Here is a 16,136-nt window from a genome sequence, read left to right as displayed (position 1 = left end):
GGTCATGGGTGGGTCCTGCGGCAATTGCGTTGCCGCAGCCGATACAGGCTGGCCCAAGTTCAAGCAAGAAGCCTCGATCGGTCCACAGAGCCTTTGAGGGCGAGCCTTTGACGGGACAGGCAAAAATGCTAGGAGGCGCGCGAAACCGGCGAAATCGGGGCTCCCCATGGATGCAAGGCAGTTGAAGGTCGAGGCCGCGCGGGCAGCGCTCGCCCATGTCGGCAGCGGCATGCGGCTCGGCATCGGCACCGGCACGACGGCGGAAGAATTCGTGCGGCTGCTGGCCGAGAAGGTTGCGACCGGCCTCAAGGTCATCGGCGTGCCGACTTCCGAGCGTACCGCGGCACTCTGCCACGAGCTCGGCGTGCCGCTGTCTACACTGGAAGAAACACCCGAGCTCGACCTCACCATCGACGGCGCCGACGAGGTCGACCCGGAGCTGACCCTGATCAAGGGCGGCGGCGGCGCGCTGCTGCGCGAAAAGATCGTCGCGGCGGCGTCCGAGCGCATGATCGTGATTGCCGACAAATCCAAGATGGTCGGAACCCTCGGCCGGTTCCCGCTGCCGATCGAGGTCAACAAATTCGGCCTGCGCGCCACCGAGATCGCGGTACGCGCCGCCGCGGCAGGGCTAGGCCTTTCCGGCCCGGTTACATTGAGGATGACGGGAAGCCAGCCATTTGTTACAGACGGCGGCCACTTTATCCTCGATGCATCTTTTGGCCGCATTCCGGATACAAGAGCGCTGTCGAATGCTCTCTTCGCCGTTCCAGGCGTTGTCGAGCACGGTCTATTCATCGGGCTGGCGTCAACGGCCATCATCGCCGGCGGCGACGGTATCGAAACCGTCCATGCAGCCTGAAACCAGGGAGTTCTACCGACTATGATTTTGCCTAAACGAGTTCGCCGCCTTTCGACGCTTCTGGCGGCCTCGGCCGTCCTTGCGCTGTCGTCACCGGTGTTTGCGCAGGACATCAGCGAATCGCATCTGAAGGCCGCGCGCGCGGCTGTCGCGGCGATCCACGCCACGGACTCGTTCGACAACATCCTGCCGCAGGCGGCCGGCGCGCTGGAATCGCAGCTCATCCAGAAAAACCCCGACATGCAGGAACTGATCGGCAAGACCGTGACCGAGAAGGCGCTTGGCATGGCCTCGCGGCGCGCCGACCTGGAAAAGGAGGCGGCCATGGCCTATGCCAAGGTGTTCTCCGAGAAGGACCTCAACGACATCGCCGCCTTCTACAGCTCCGAGGCCGGCAAGAAGCTGCTGGATAGCGGCCCCGCGGTGACGCGCGACCTCGTCAAGGCTGCCGACATCTGGCAAAATGGCGTTGCCCGCGATCTCGCCCAGCAGGTCGGCGAGACGCTTGCGGCGGCCGCCAAGGCCAAGGCGCCGGCAGCGCCGGCGCCGGCCGCCACCGCACCCGCCGATGGTTCCGCTCCGGCGGACAATTCGGCTCCGGCTGACGATTCGCAGAACTGATCCTTTTGATCCGCCGACTGCGGCTGGACCACAAAGCCCGGGTTTGCCCGGGCTTTTCTTTTGCCGCTTGGCAGCCTACCTCTGACCCCGTCTTTCTCATCCGCAGGAGCCCAAGCGATGGCCGCTTATGACTATGATCTGTTCGTCATCGGCGGCGGCTCCGGCGGGGTAAGGGCGGCCCGGGTGGCGGCGGCTCTCGGCAAGCGCGTGGCCATCGCCGAGGAATACCGCTTCGGCGGCACCTGCGTCATTCGCGGCTGCGTGCCGAAGAAGCTCTATGTCTATGCTTCGCAATTTCCCGAGCATTTCGCCGATGCCGCCGGCTATGGCTGGACGGTGCCCGAGGCGAGCTTCGACTGGCCGACGCTGGTCGCCAACAAGGACAAGGAGATCGCGCGGCTCGAAGCGATCTACAAGAAGAATGTCGAAGGCTCCGGCGGCGAGACCTTTCATTCACGCGCAGTGCTCGTCGACACGCACAGCATCTATCTGGTTGCCGAGGACCGCACGGTCAGCGCCGACCAGATCCTGATCGCCACCGGCGGGCGTCCGGCGCCGCATCCGGCGCTGCCAGGCCATGAATATTGCATCTTCTCCAACGAGGCCTTCGATCTCAAGGAGCTGCCGAAGACGATCATGATCGAGGGCGGCGGCTACATCGCCGTCGAATTCGCCAATATTTTCCACGGCCTGGGCGTCGACACCACGCTGGTCTATCGCGGCCAGGAGATTCTGAGCCGCTTCGACATGGATCTGCGCCGCTCGCTGCACGAGACAATGGAGAGGAAAGGCATCAGGATTCTTTGCCACGCGGTTTCGGAATCGGTGCGCAAGACACCGGAGGGCAGGCTGGACGTGCTGCTGTCTTCCGGCCAAACGCTGACGGTCGACCAGGTGATGCTCGCGATCGGACGTCTCCCCAACACCGAGAATATGGGCCTGGAAGGCGTCGGCCTCGAACTCAGCAAGACGGGCGCGATCGTCGTGGACAAACATTCGCGCACCAATGTCGATAACATCTGGGCGATCGGCGACGTCACGCATCGCGTGCAACTGACGCCGGTGGCGATCCACGAGGCGATGTGCTTCGTCGAGACGGCCTTCAAGGACAACCCGACAGCGCCGGACCACGACACCATTCCGACGGCTGTATTCTCGCAGCCGGAGATCGGCACTGTCGGCCTGTCGGAAGACGACGCAATCGAGCGCTATGCGGATGTCGAGATCTACCGCGCATCCTTCCGTCCGATGCGCCACACGCTGTCCGGCCGCGACGAGAAGATGCTGATCAAGCTGGTGGTCGACGGCGCATCCAGGAAGGTGATCGGCGCCCATATTCTGGGCCCCGATGCCGGCGAGATGGCGCAGCTTCTCGGCATTCCGGTGAAGGCTGGCCTGACCAAGGAGGACTTCGACCGCACCATGGCCGTGCATCCGACCGCGGCCGAGGAACTGGTAACGATGTACAAGCCGACCTATCGCGTGAAGAACGGCGAACGGGTCTGACCGGAGCGTGGGACGCGACGGCCGCCGGCGATGCCGGTGGCCGTCAAGATGCTTCTACAGAAGCGTGCCGCGCAGGATCATCAGCGCCACCGAGAAGTAGATGACCAGCCCGGTGACGTCGACCAGCGTGGCGACGAACGGCGCCGAGGCGCTCGCCGGGTCGAAGCCGATGCGCTTCAGCGCGAAGGGCAGCATCGATCCCGACAGCGAGCCGAAGGTGACGATGCCGACCAGCGCCGCGCCTACGGTCGCCGCGATCAGCATCCAGTGCGGGCCGTAGTCGTAGAAGCCGAAATACTGCCAGAGCGCGATGCGGCAGATGCCGACGATGCCGAGGATCGAGCCGAGCACCAGACCGGTCGGCAGCTCGCGCAAGGCCACCCGCCACCAGTCGCGCAGCCCGATCTCGCGCAGCGCCAGCGCGCGAATGACGAGCGAGGTCGCCTGCGAGCCGGAGTTGCCGCCGGAACTCATGATCAGCGGGATGAACAGCGTCAGCACGATCGCCTTTTCCAGTTCGCCTTCGTAGCTCTGCATGGCGTTGGCCGTCAGCATCTCGCTGAGGAACAGCGCGCAAAGCCAGCCGGCGCGCTTCTGGATCATGGCGAGGAAGCTCATCTTCATATAGGGCTCGTCCAGCGCCTCCATGCCGCCGAAACGGTGCACATCCTCGGTCGTCTCCTCGATCATCGTGTCGATGATGTCGTCGATGGTGACGATGCCGAGGAGCTTGCCGTGATCGACGACCGGCAAGGCGAGCAGGTCGTATTTGGAGATTGTCTGCGCCAGGGTCTCGCGATCGGTGAGCGGCGTCACCGTCACCGGCATGCGATCGGGCGCCACCGACAGGATCGAATCCTCCGGATTGCCGGTGATCAGCCGGCGCAATCCGGTCGCCCGCAGTAAAAGATGCGTCTCCGGGTCGACGATGTAGATGGCGTAGATGGTTTCGCGGCTGCGCTCGACCTTGCGGATGTAGTCGAGCGTGCGCCCAACGGTCCAGTCGGAAGGCACGCTGACGAATTCCGTCGTCATGATCGAGGCGGCGCTGCCTTCCGGATATCCCAGAATGGACAGCAGCGTCGCGCGCAGCGGCGGCGCCAAGGCGCCGAGCAACTCCGAGCGGGCCGGCTCGTCCAGCTCGCGCAGGATGTCGGCGGCGCGGTCGACCGACATGGCAGTCAGGAGCTTGCTCGCCTTCGGGCGCGGCAGGGCCTCGGCAAGCTCGGGTGCTGCTTCGAGCTCAGGCTGGTCGAAAATCTCAACCAGCCGCTCGAACGGCACGGCGCAGAGAAGCTCGATGGCTGTCTCGCGGGTTTCATGGTTGAGGGCTTCAACGACGTCGGCGACGTGATCGTTGGCAAGAACACGGGCGACGGCGACCGCTTCGTCGTCCAGTACAAGTGCGAATTCGTTCATGGCTCACTCCTTGCCGTCCGGCAGGACGTGAGCCGTCAGGTCACGTCAGGGCGGACGGCGGTTGCGTTCGACTGTGACTGTCGCCAGGCATGGCGGGTTGACCTTTCTGCTCGCGGGGTTCGAGTTTGAATTTGGCGAGCGGGCGCAACATAGGAGCGGTTTTTGCCGAGTCAATCGCGAAGGGCGCCGAAAAGGGACGCGGGCAGGCCGGATCGCGAGACTGTGATCGAAGACAGACCAAGCGGGGCCACCGTCGCCGGTCAAATGCTTGGTATGACTTCTATTTCTGCTTCAGCCGGCGGAAGCGCAGCCACTTGTCCTCGACCGGCCGGGGCTGGGCGAGAATGGTGGTGAGCTCGCGCGGCAAGCTGGGCGCAAGCGGCTTCTTGGTGGCGACGCCGTCGGCAATCGAAACCACGCTGTGGTAGAACTCCTCGCCGGACAGCGAGCGCGGCGCCACCGCTTCGTGCATGACGCTGATGACGGTGACGTTCGGGCAATTGTCCTTGATCGCCTGGTGGAAGGCGATCTTACCTTCGGGATCGAGCGCGCCGGTCGCTTCGTCGAGGAACAGAAGTCCCGGCTGCTGCAGGATGATGCGCGCGACCACCAGCTTCTGCTTCTGGCCGCCCGAAAGCACCTGGTCCCAGATCTTGCCCTCGCGGCTCTCGTCGGCCAGCTGCCCGATGAAGTCGCCGAGGCCGGCCTTGTGCAGGGCCGCGGCAACCTGCGTGTCGCTGTGATCGCTCTCTGAACCCGGCAGGCAGACGAGCTGCTTCAGCGAGACCTGCTGCAGCTTGACCTCCTGAGCGGCGTAGAAGCTCGTCACGCCCTCCGGGAAGACGATGGTGCCGCGGCCATATGGCCACAAGCCGTTGATAGCCTTGATCAGCGAAGTCTTGCCGCAGCCGGATTCGCCCTTGAGGAAGGTCCATTCGCCGCGGCGGAAGCGCAGATTGGCGGCGCTGAGGAAAGGCGTCGCGTCCTCGCCCTGATGCGCCAGCTCGAGCTTCTGGATGGTCAGGCCGAACACCGGGTTCTGGGTGGCGTAGCCGAAGTCGGAGCGGCCGGTCTGCTGATAGAATTCGCGCGGGTGCTGGACGTTCTCGATGGCGTCGGCGAGCTCGGTGACGCGCTGGCTGTTGGCCCTGAGCGTCGCGATCGCCGGCATCACATGGATGAACCACGAGCACTGGCTGATCAACTGGGCGACCATTTCGGAGCCGGTAATGTAGCCTTTGTAGTCGAGACGGTTGTGGATGAACGACACGAGGCCCGGGGCGTAGGCAACGATACGGGCGCCGACGAAATTGTAGATCAGCTCGAACGACGTGTAGCTGGTGTTGACGATATTGAGCCGCCCCCACGTCTTGTCGATGTCGACATAGAGCCTGTCATGCATCGACTTTTGCACGCCCTCGCCATGCGAGGCGGCGACGTGGAAGCTGCGGCGCAGGAATGTCGTCAGTTCGCTGCGGTAGCTGCCCTCGGCCTGCTGCATGCGCACGTTGAGCCGCTCGAGCAGCCGCCCGAGCTTGACGGCGATCCAAGTGTTCAGCGGCACGTAGATGGCGACGGCGAGGAAAGCCAGCACCGCGGTGCCGTAGCCGCCGAGGAATTCCAGGCCCTTGACCTCGACCGAGGACCCGATCAGGTTTTCGCCGATGAAATAGAGCGAAGTCGCGACACCCAGCACGCCCATGGCAAGCCCGATGGCGCCGCCGGTCATGTCCTTGATCGATTCCTGGATGCGCTGGTCGATGTTGTCCGGAGCGACGATGCCGCCGGCCGCCGAACCGTGCTGCGCATGAAAATGGGTATGGTTGCCGTCGAGCAGCGCCTGGTTGAACTGGCTGTTCAGCCAGCCCCGCCATTTGCGGTGCAAGGTCGTTGAAACGAGATTGCGCACGCCGGTGAAGCCGGCATCCTTCAGCACGACCAGCAGCACCAATATGCCGGCATTGGTCAGAATGGTCTGCAACGGGTGGGTGTTGGCGGCGTCGTGGAGGAAGGCGATCGAATTGCCCAACTCGCCCAGTGCCAAGGCGAACCAGACGCCAGCCTTGCTGGACAACGCCGTCAGCAGCGCGATGACGAATGTGAGGGTCCAGGCTTCCTTCCACCGGTCGGAGAACCAGTAGGCTCGCATCAGCCCCCAGAATGTGCGCATCGACGATACCGGCGTCAGCGACGAGGTCTTCGCCTCGTTGGATGTTTGCTCCGGTACTGTTCGTTGCGGTCTACCGACCCCAGTCACGATCCCGCCCAAACCTTTCTTAGTTTTGTTACACAGGGTAACACCAATTGATCATTTTCCATTAATTTTCTGCCAACGAATGTGAACAGGGTTACTCGCCGTGGCATCAGGGCAACAGAAAGGCTGCGCCGGGCGATCGCTACTCGCGGCGATTTCATCTTGTATTTCAGTTTGCTAGAGCTGTTTTTGCCAGCCGGCGGCAACCTTCCCTAAGGGAAGTGGAAAACACGGGTTTGTGAATGAAAAAGAGGTGTCCGCAGGCCGCGATGACTACTGGCGGTGACCGGAATGACCGAAAATTTGCCGCCCGTGAGCTACTCAGGGTTTACCTGATTCGTCTTTTCCGGAGGCGCTGAAAATGGCCGGAAATGGTCTTGTCGGCAGTGTCGTATCTGTCGATGGCGATCTCGCCGCTGCCGAAACGGACATGGCCCTCCCGGCGATCAGGGCTGTTGCGGCGAGCTGACCAAGCTTGGCTACGGCAACAGCTTCTTCCTGAGCAAAGCCAAAGCGACCGCGAAAACAGGAGGACAATTTTCAGGAAAGCGCGCGGCGGTCAGGTCGGCGGCTACGGATCGCGCTGACGGAAAATTCAGTTCGCGGTTTCGAGCTCGCCGCGCGCCTTGGCCTGGGCCACCTGGCGGATGGCGTCGGCAAGCGTGTCGGCATCCTGCGCGCCCATCACGGCGTATTTGCCTTCGAGCAGGAAGCAGGGCACGCCGGTGATGCCCATGCGCGAAGCGGTGGCGATCTCGTTGCGGACGGCCTCAACGTCGGCGTCGGTCGGCAGCAGCGTCTCGACCACCGACGCATCCATGCCGGCCTCGCCGGCGGCCGTAACCAACACGGCATGGTCGCCGATGTTCACGCCTTCCTCGAAATTCAGCTGGAAGAGGCGGCGCACCAGCCGGTTCTGCACGTCCTCGCCGGCTGCGCCCGCCCAGCGGATGACGCGGTGCGCGTCGAGGGTGTTCGGCGCGACCTTGATGGCGCCAAAGGCAAAGCTGATGCCCTCGGCTTCGCCGAGCGGCTCGATGCGCGCGTGGATCTGATGGATACGCTCCTCGCTGCCGAACTTGCCGAGCATGTATTGGCGGCGATCCATGCCGGCTGGCGGGATGGTCGGATCGAGCTGGAATGGCCGCCAGCGCACGCGCACGTCGATGTCGCTTGCAGAAGCGATGGCCTTGTCCAGCCGCTTCTGGCCGATTAAGCACCAGGGGCAGACGACATCGGACACAACATCGACGGTGATGGTGTTCTTGGCGCTCATGCTCGTCTCCTGTTTGGTCTCTGCCGGTCGGGCCTGCCTCAGTTGGGCTTTCGCCACCAGGTCGGCAGCTGGTAGCCGAATATGGGGGTCTTTTGCGGATGTTCCAGATAGCTCCAGTAAGCGACCCATTGCTGCGTGTTGTACTGCATCGGCACCATGTAGCTGCCTGAGATCAGCAGCCGGTCGAGCACGCGCACCGCGGCGACATAGTCTTCTTTGGTGCGGGCGTTCAGCATCGCGTCGATCGCGGCGTCGATCGCCGGATCGGCGACGCCGGCGAGGTTGAACGATCCTTCCGTTTTCGCGGCGACCGATCCCCAGCGGCCGACCTGCTCGCTGCCGGGCGACAGCGAATTGCTGAAGCCGCTCGTCCCGATCAGAACCTCGAAGTCGAAACGCTGCTTGCGCGACTGGATCTGGTCGCCGTCGAGGGTGCGGATGCCGACGCCGATACCGATCTTTTCCAGTGTGCGCTGATAGACGGCCGCCAGCCGCTCTTCGTCCTGCGACGAGGTCAGGATCTCGAAGCCGAACGGGTTTCCTTGCGCGTCGAGCATCTTGCCGTCCTGCACGTGGAAGCCGGCGCTCTTCAGCAATTCGAAGGCGGTTTTGAGCACCTTGCGGTCCTGGCCTGAACCATCCGTCACGGGTGGGCGCCAGGTGCCGTCCATCACGTCCGGCGGCACGCGGCCGGGGTAGGGCGCAAGCAGCGCCTTTTCGCGATCGCCCGCGGGGTGGCCGAGCGCCGAAAGCTCGGAATTCTGCCAATAGCTCATGGTGCGGTTGAACTTGCCGCCGAACAGATTCTTGTTCGTCCATTCGAAATCGTAGAGCATGCCGAGCGCGCGGCGGACGACGGGATCGGCGAATTTGGGCAGCCGGGTGTTGAACAGAAAGCCGGTCACAACCGGGGGAATGCCGGTGGTGAAATATTCTTCCTTCACATCACCCTTTCGGAAGGCTGGAAAGTCGATGTCGCGCTCACGCTTGACCGGATCGGTCTCGTCATCGAGAGCGCAAATTCCTTTCTTGAATGCTTCCGTCTTGGCGTTGGCGTTGAGAAAATACTCGATCGTGACCTGATCGAAATTGTCGAAGCCGCGCTTCGACGGAATGTCTTTGCCCCAGTAATGCGGATTCCGCTTGAAGACGATACGCTGCCCCGGCAGCACCTTGTCCACGGTGTAGGGGCCGCTGCCGATCAGCGGCTTCAGCGTGGTCTTGTCGAACGTGTCCTTGTCGAAGGCGTGCTTGGGGACAATCGGCGTCAGCGCGACGATCAGCGGGAATTCGCGATTGGCCTTGTCGTTGAAGGTGAACTTCACGCTGTGGTCGCCGGTCTTCTCCAGCTTGGCGATCATGCTCATGCGGTCGCTGTAGGGCGGGCGGCCCTTCGCGGCGAAGACGTCGTAGGTGAACAGCACGTCCTCCGGCGTCACCGGCTGGCCGTCCGACCATTTTGCATTGGGGTTCAGATGGAACTCGATGCTGTTTCGCTCCGGGTCCATGTCGGCGCTGTCGGCAAGCAGCCCGTAGAGGCTGAAGGGCTCGTCATAGTTGCGCTGCATCAGCGGCTCGAAGACGAGATTGCCGTAAACCGTATCGATCATCCCGCGCGCCGTGGTGCGCAGGCTTTTCAGGATAAAGGGATTGAGGTTGTCGAAGGAGCCGACGACGCAATAGGTGACGCTGCCGCCTTTCGGCGCGTCCGGATTGACGTAGTCGAAATGCTGGTAGTCGGGCGGCAGCGCCGGCTCGCCTTGCATGGCTAAGCCGTGCTTCGGCTCCGACTGTGCAGGAAGGAGCGAAAGAGCCAGAAACGAGGTCGCGGCGATCAGCCGGACGAGAACGCGGTCCATGACCGTCTCCTTGCCGGACGGCTTTGTGATTCGCCATGCACCCTAGAGCATTTCGCTATCCGATTGAATCGGCGCGCCAATGGGAATCGGGTTCCGCCGCTCCAGCGCCGATCGATGCTTGCCCTGGACATCGAACCGCGAAGAAATCGCGGAAACCGGGCTGGATTCGATGTCGCTGGCAGTGTAACACGCGCTCCGAAGTCATCCTGTTGCCTCATTTGGGCAACAGGTAGCTGGACCACACGGCACGAAGAAGCCGGTCCCCGGGATCATTTGAGAGGAAAGTGCACCATATGACGATCAACGCGTACCGCCTTTCGGTGCTGGCCGCAGGCGTGGTCGGCGTTCTGGGCGCCGGGCTTTTCACCGCCTCGGCCCAACAGCAGCCGCAGATCCCGCAGGGCTGGTTCAAGGCCTGCACCAAGCAGGAAGACGTTGACATTTGCAATGTGCAGAACATCGTCACGGCCGGCAACGGCCAGCTCGTCACCGGCGTCAGCCTGATCGAGCTCAAGGGCAAGGTGAACCGCAAGGTCTTCCAGGTCACGGTGCCGACCGGCCGCCTCGTGCCTCCCGGAATTGCGCTGCAGATCGATGCCGGCAAGGCGCAGAAGCTGGACTATGTGATCTGCTTCCCGGATCGTTGCGTGGCGGAAGTGCCGCTGAGCGACCAGCTCGTCGCTTCCTTCAAGAAGGGGCAGGGCATCACGCTCACCTCGATCAACTTCCAGAACCAGCCGAACCCGATCAAGATCGCGCTCACCGGCTTCAGCGGCGCCTATGACGGCCCGCCGCTGCAGCAGTCGGACATCGAGGACCGGCAGAAAAAGCTGCAGGACTTCGTCGCCAAGAACAATCAGGACTTCGCCAAGAAGCTCAAGGACGAGCAGGACAAGGCCAAGACCGCAAACTGATCGCGCAAGCGCGTTTCTCGGAAACAAAAGCGGGGCAAATGCCCCGCTTTTTTTATTGCCCCGCGCCGCACCCTAGGCGACGTTCGTTAGCGCTTCAGTGCTTCGACTGGCGCTTCGGCTCGTATCGGCCGTCCGGCAGCTTGTCGAACATCTCGCCGATCTGCGGATGCCGCACCGGCTCGCCCGACCGGTCCTCGAGCAGGTTCTGCTCGGACACATAGGCGATGTACTCAGTCTCCGAATTTTCCGCCAGAAGATGGTAGAAAGGCTGGTCCTTGCGCGGACGCACGTCAGCCGGAATAGCCTCGTACCATTCCTCTGTGTTGGCGAATTCGGGGTCGACGTCAAAGATCACGCCGCGGAATGGAAACAGCCTGTGGCGAACCACTTGCCCGATCGAGAATTTGGCCGTTTTCATCACATTCACCACTTAGGGTCCGAGGCGCCTGTCGTGGCTGCGCGCAAGGCGCCTAAGGCCTTGAATTTACACATCACCCGGCCAAAAATCGACCCCGACTTTCGGCTGGTGCCTATTTGGCGCAGACGCGGCCGCAGTTCAATAGCCAACTGCTCGATGTTGGCTGAAGCAACGGGTTAGCCCGCACGGGAGTTCTCCCGCCTGAGCGAAAAAATCCGGCATCATCGGCCTTGGAATACTACCGGCCGACCTCTTTTCTTAGGCCACCGGCAATGGCGCGAAAGCCGCTGCCCGGCCGCAGCCCCTCGCGCATGAAGAAGGCGCGCAGCGGCGCGAAGCCGCCAAGCGCACTAAGGCCGGCGCTGCGCGCCAGCTGCGCCGGCAGCATGTCGGACAAGAGCGACATGTTGAGCAGGTTCACGGCGCCGCTGCGCGCCCAAATGTCAGGCCGGCGCCTCGTGTCATAGGCAGCAAGGCTTCGGCGCGATCCTGGATCATTGCCGTTTTCACTCGCGATTCCAATCAGATCGTCGATGTCCCTAATGCCGAGGTTGAGACCTTGCGCGCCGATCGGCGGAAACACATGCGCTGCCTCGCCGACCAGGGCCACGCGGTTTTGCGCGAAGCGACCGGGCGAAGCGGCCGACAAAGGATAGACCTGGCGGCCCGGCTCGACAGAGACCCGGCCAAGCATCGATTGCATCTGCTCCTCGATACGCCCCGACAAGGGTGCATCGTCGAGCGCGGCAAGCTCCCGCGCGGTCTCCGGCCTCACCACCCACACAAGGCTCGAGCGCCTGCCGGGCAGCGGCACCTGCGTGAACGGCCCTGTCTCGGTATGGAACTCGGTTGAAACGAAGCCGTGCTCGCTGCGGTGGCCGAAATTGAGCACAAGCGCCGACTGCGGATAGGGACGCGCAAAGGCGCGAATGCCGGCGGCTTCCCGCGCCGGAGACAGGCGTCCGTCGGCGGCGACCACCAGCGACGCCGAGACTTCGCTGCCGTCGGCCAGCCTTGCATGGGCCTGGTCGGCGTCCAGGTTCCAGGACTCGACGGTGGATTTCAGCCAATGAATACGACCATGAGCTGAAACCGCCCTGGCAAGGATGGGGATGAGAGCCTTGTTGGGTAAATTGAGCCCGAATTGTTCCTCGCCGATCTCGCTGGCGCGAAAGGTCACGGTTGGGCTTCGGATCAGCCGCCTTGTGGCATCGACGATGCGCATCACCTTGAGCGCCGCGGCCTGCGGCCTCAGTTCGCCAAGGATGCCCAGTCGTTCAAGGACTTTCAGGGCGGGGTTCATGAGGGCGGTGGTGCGGCCGTCGGCGGTGTTGGCCTCAGGGCCGACCAGCGTCACTTCGAAGCCGGCCTCGGCGAAGCCGAGCGCGGCGATCAAGCCGGCCGGACCGCTGCCGGCAACCAGGATGCGGGCTTTGTCGTTGTGCTCCACGCCAGGCTTCCACAATGCGAGGCGACCCGTCGGGCCTTTGTCCGGATATAGGGCAGATTGGCCGGCTTGATCAACGCGGCGATTCAGCCCATTCGATTGCCATGAGCGGCGAGCAGCATGATTTCAGCCATCTCGACCGCGCCGGCCGCGCCACGGCTGGCGTGGCGCGCAGCCCGCGCCTCGCAGTCATGCTCACGATCGGTACCGGCATCGCCCTTGCGTGGTTGCTTCTCGGCGCGATGGCGATACGCGGCGCTGAAGGCAGCCCCGTCGGCGCCCCCGGCGATATGCTGCTGAAAAATCTGCCGGGCCTGCCGTTGCCGGATTTTCTCGACCGGTTCTTCGCTCTTTGCCTCGCGCCGGCGCCGCTTGCCGGCCTGGCCGGCCTGCAAGCGGCGGCGCTTGTGCTGATGTGGTTCCTGATGGCCGTGGCGACGATGCTGCCTTCGGCGGCGCCGCTGATCCGCACCTATTGCGAAATCGCCGACACGGCGAGGATCAAAGGCGAACCAGTCGTTCATCCGCTGGTGCTTGTCGCCGGATACCTCGCCACATGGCTCGGCGCATCCGTGGGTTTCAGCGTGCTGACACTCGCGGTGTACGCCTTTGCCGGTTCCGGCCGGATGCTCGACCCCGCCATCGGCGTTGCCGGCGCCGCCGCGCTGCTCGTCGCCGGCCTCTATCAATTCAGCGGCCTGAAACAGGCATGCCTGGAAAAGTGCCGCAATCCGTTCTCGATCCTGTTCGCCAGGTGGAGCGCGAAACCAGGCCGCATCTTCCGGCTCGGCTTGGAACAGGGCGTCTGGTGCCTCGGTTGCTGCTGGGCGCTGATGCCGGTGATGTTTGCCGTCGGGGCGATGAACGTCTTCTGGATGGCGCTGATCGGCCTGTTCACGCTGATCGAAAAACAGACCGCCGGCAGGGTGGCCAGCCGTGTTGCCGGTGCGATACTGCTTGTGTGGGCGGCTGCCCTGCTATTAGTTTCGGCGTGAGGGAGAATTCGATGACCGACAAAAGCTGGGCAATGAAAGGGGAGCTGGTACTCTCCTGCAATTGCACGGTTTTCTGTCCCTGTGTGCTGTCGCTTGGCAGCCATCCGCCGACCGAGGGCTATTGCCAGACATGGGCAGGCTTCCGCATCGATGCGGGCCATTTCGGCGAGGTCGAATTGTCGGGCCTCAATCTCGGCCTGATCATGGAAATTCCCGGCTATATGAGCCGCGGCAACTGGACGGCCGGCCTGTTCATCGACAAGCGCGCGTCGATCTATGCGGCGAAGGCGCTAACCAAGATCTTCACTGGCAAGGCCGGCGGCACCACCTCGCTGTTGTCGATCCTCGTCGGGAAATTCCTCGGCGTCGAGCAGGTGCCGATCACCTACGAGACGCACGACAAGACGCGCGTCTTCCAGATTCCCAAGATCATCGACGGCGCAGTGACGCCCATTCCCGGCAAGGACCGTGAGAAAGATACGGTGATCGCCAATTCGGAATATTGGATCGCGCCGGAAATCATCGTGGCGAAGTCCGACAAGAGCAAGATGCGCGCCTTCGGCCGCAACTGGAATTTCGCCGGCCGCTCGGCCGAAATCTGCAAGCTGGACTGGCGGGGACCGTGAGCAAGAACACAAGGGCCGGCAAGGCAGCCAAGAAGATCGCGCAACGGATCCCATTGCCGAAGAAGAAGGTGACGTGGCCGCAGGCGCGCGCGTTCTCCGTGCATCTGCTCACCGCGTCGGGATCGTTCCTTGCCTTCCTGTCGCTGGTCGCGGCGAGCGAGCAACGCTGGACGGCGATGTTCTGGTGGCTGGGGCTGGCGCTTTTCGTCGATGGTATCGACGGTCCGATCGCCAGGAAGCTCGAGGTCAAGGAAATCCTGCCGACATGGTCGGGCGAACTCCTCGACAACATTATCGACTACGTCACTTACGTGCTCATCCCGGCCTTCGCGCTCTATCAGCGCGGCTTCATGGGCGAGAATCTGTCCTTCCTGTCGGCGGCCATCATCGTCGTCTCCAGCGCGATCTACTATGCCGACACCGGCATGAAGACGAAGGAGAACTTCTTCAAAGGGTTTCCGGTCGTCTGGAATATGGTGGTGTTCACGCTCTTCGTCATCGAGCCTGGGCAATGGGTGTCTTTCGCGGTGGTGGTGGTTGCCGGCATTTTGACCTTCATGCCGATCAACTTCATCCATCCGGTGCGTGTCGTGCGGCTGAGACCGGTCAACCTCTTTATGACGCTTTTGTGGTGCGCCTTTGGCGCGCTGGCGCTGGCGCAGGCAGCACTTGCCGCCTTCTATGACAAGATCGGCGTGCTGGGAGAGCAGGTCAGCAACTTCACCAAGATCGGCATCACGATCACCGGCCTCTATCTTGCCTGCATCGGAGGCATCATGCAGATGTTTCCCAATCTGGGCGCCAAGAAGTCCTGATCCTGGATCAGGATATTTTTGGCTGAATGGTCATCCTGGCCCTAGCTGTATATCGGCGCATGATTTTCCGAAAATCGGTTCTCCCTTTCGCAATCATGTTTCCAGATTTGTGCACTTACCCTTCAGAGAGCTGAGCGATGTCTAAGGCAATCCGCATCCACGCCCATGGCGGCCCCGAAGTCCTGGCCTATGAAGACGCCGACCCCGGCCAGCCGGGAGAAGGTCAGATCCTGGTCCGGCACACGGCAATCGGCCTCAACTTCATCGACGTCTACTATCGCTCCGGGCTTTATCCGCCACTTGGCGGTTTTCCGCTGATCCCAGGCGGCGAGGCAGCGGGCGTCGTGCTGGCGCTCGGCCCCGGCGTCGACTGGCTGAAGCCCGGCGACCGCATCGCCTATGCCGTCAATGTCGGGGCTTACGCTGAGCAACGGGTGATCGCGGCCGACCGTGTGGTCAAAGTGCCGGACGGTATCGGCGACGAGCAAGCAGCGGCGATGATGCTGAAGGGCATGACGGCCGAATACCTCTTGCGCCGCACCTTTCCCGTCAAGGCCGGTGACACGATCCTCTACCACGCAGCCGCCGGCGGCGTCGGCCTGATCCTCGGGCAATGGGCAAAGCATCTCGGCGCGACCGTGATCGGCACCGCGAGTTCCGGCGACAAGATCGAGCTTGCGCGGGCGCACGGCTTCGATCACGTCATCAACTACAAAGAGCAGGATTTCGTCGCCGGCGTCGAGGCGCTGACGGGCGGGAAGAAATGCGACGTCGTCTACGATTCCGTCGGCGCCGACACTTTTCCGGCATCGCTCGATTGCCTGCGGCCGCTCGGCATGTTCGTCAGCTTCGGCCAGTCGTCGGGGCCGATCCCGCCTTTCTCGATATCGCTGCTGGCGCAGAAAGGCTCGCTCTATGCGACGCGGCCGACGCTCTTCGTCTATAATGCTAGGCGCGAGGATCTGGTGAAGTCGGCCGAAGCGCTTTTCGACGTGGTCAAGAGCGGCGCCGTCGAGATCAAGATCAACCAGCGCTATGCGCTGAAGGATGCTGCAAAGGCGCAAGCGGATCTCGAGGCCCGCAAGACGACGGGAACGACCGTCCTCATTCCCTAAAGCGCTTCA

Annotated in this window: 14 protein-coding genes; 8 read left to right on the top strand and 6 right to left on the bottom strand. The window is 62.9% G+C overall.

All coding sequences use genetic code 11. The annotated features are described in order from the left end of the window. The first annotated feature begins 166 nt into the window (after positions 1–166). The 3 genes from rpiA (at position 167) to gor (ending at position 2,989) form a co-directional block, all read left to right on the top strand. Positions 167–862, top strand: coding sequence for a ribose-5-phosphate isomerase RpiA (gene rpiA, locus LB525_RS23510; RefSeq protein WP_224547654.1), 696 nt, complete (start codon positions 167–169; stop codon positions 860–862). Positions 863–883: 21 nt separating this feature from the next. Next, the gene (locus tag LB525_RS23505; RefSeq protein WP_224547652.1) at positions 884–1,483 is read left to right on the top strand and encodes a DUF2059 domain-containing protein; all 600 of its coding nucleotides are present in this window, start codon (positions 884–886) and stop codon (positions 1,481–1,483) included. Positions 1,484–1,600: 117 nt separating this feature from the next. Further along, positions 1,601–2,989, top strand: coding sequence for a glutathione-disulfide reductase (gene gor, locus LB525_RS23500; RefSeq protein WP_224547650.1), 1,389 nt, complete (start codon positions 1,601–1,603; stop codon positions 2,987–2,989). A gap of 54 nt (positions 2,990–3,043) precedes the next feature. Here the strand turns inward: gor and mgtE are convergent, their stop codons facing one another. From mgtE to LB525_RS23480, 4 genes are all read right to left on the bottom strand, one after another. Beyond that, positions 3,044–4,408 (bottom strand): magnesium transporter, encoded by a 1,365-nt coding sequence (gene mgtE / locus LB525_RS23495; RefSeq protein WP_224547648.1) that lies wholly within the window; start codon positions 4,406–4,408, stop codon positions 3,044–3,046. 280 nt (positions 4,409–4,688) lie between these two features. Then, complete coding sequence (locus LB525_RS23490) at positions 4,689–6,578, bottom strand: ABC transporter ATP-binding protein/permease (protein ID WP_224547646.1); 1,890 nt, start codon at positions 6,576–6,578, stop codon at positions 4,689–4,691. 679 nt (positions 6,579–7,257) lie between these two features. Next, positions 7,258–7,938 (bottom strand): DsbA family oxidoreductase, encoded by a 681-nt coding sequence (locus LB525_RS23485; RefSeq protein WP_224547644.1) that lies wholly within the window; start codon positions 7,936–7,938, stop codon positions 7,258–7,260. Positions 7,939–7,976: 38 nt separating this feature from the next. Further along, positions 7,977–9,797, bottom strand: a complete 1,821-nt coding sequence (locus LB525_RS23480; RefSeq protein ID WP_224547642.1) for an extracellular solute-binding protein — start codon at positions 9,795–9,797, stop codon at positions 7,977–7,979. A 293-nt stretch (positions 9,798–10,090) separates the two neighbouring features. Here LB525_RS23480 and LB525_RS23475 point away from each other — a divergent pair, with 293 nt between their 5' ends. Continuing rightward, entirely contained in the window at positions 10,091–10,711 is a 621-nt protein-coding gene (locus LB525_RS23475; protein ID WP_095765425.1) for an invasion associated locus B family protein, read from the top strand. Positions 10,712–10,805: 94 nt separating this feature from the next. Here the strand turns inward: LB525_RS23475 and hspQ are convergent, their stop codons facing one another. Both hspQ and LB525_RS23465 read right to left on the bottom strand, forming a co-directional pair. After that, positions 10,806–11,129 carry a heat shock protein HspQ gene (gene hspQ, locus LB525_RS23470; RefSeq protein ID WP_040983419.1) on the bottom strand — a complete coding sequence of 108 codons (324 nt, stop codon included), beginning with the start codon at positions 11,127–11,129 and terminating at the stop codon, positions 10,806–10,808. Positions 11,130–11,367: 238 nt separating this feature from the next. Beyond that, on the bottom strand, positions 11,368–12,579 hold the full coding sequence (locus LB525_RS23465; RefSeq protein WP_224547640.1) for a UbiH/UbiF family hydroxylase: 1,212 nt from the start codon (positions 12,577–12,579) through the stop codon (positions 11,368–11,370). Positions 12,580–12,680: 101 nt separating this feature from the next. On the opposite strand from LB525_RS23465, the gene LB525_RS23460 reads away from it, so the two are divergent. The 4 genes from LB525_RS23460 (at position 12,681) to LB525_RS23445 (ending at position 16,127) form a co-directional block, all read left to right on the top strand. Next, the gene (locus LB525_RS23460; RefSeq protein ID WP_224547638.1) at positions 12,681–13,571 is read left to right on the top strand and encodes a DUF2182 domain-containing protein; all 891 of its coding nucleotides are present in this window, start codon (positions 12,681–12,683) and stop codon (positions 13,569–13,571) included. 11 nt (positions 13,572–13,582) lie between these two features. After that, a complete protein-coding gene (locus tag LB525_RS23455) occupies positions 13,583–14,197 on the top strand; it encodes a DUF1326 domain-containing protein (protein WP_140843335.1) in 615 nt (204 codons plus the stop codon). Beyond that, entirely contained in the window at positions 14,194–15,012 is an 819-nt protein-coding gene (pcsA, locus tag LB525_RS23450; RefSeq protein WP_181174816.1) for a phosphatidylcholine synthase, read from the top strand. The genes LB525_RS23455 and pcsA overlap by 4 nt, the downstream gene beginning before the upstream one ends. Before the next feature lie 137 nt (positions 15,013–15,149). Further along, the gene (locus tag LB525_RS23445; protein ID WP_224547627.1) at positions 15,150–16,127 is read left to right on the top strand and encodes a quinone oxidoreductase family protein; all 978 of its coding nucleotides are present in this window, start codon (positions 15,150–15,152) and stop codon (positions 16,125–16,127) included. The last annotated feature ends 9 nt before the right edge of the window (positions 16,128–16,136 follow it).

It is taken from the genome of Mesorhizobium sp. CA16 (genome assembly GCF_020165175.1).
Taxonomy (GTDB): Bacteria; Pseudomonadota; Alphaproteobacteria; order Rhizobiales; family Rhizobiaceae; genus Mesorhizobium.
Note: the sequence above shows the minus strand (reverse complement) of the source record. Positions and strands in the feature narration are given on the sequence as shown.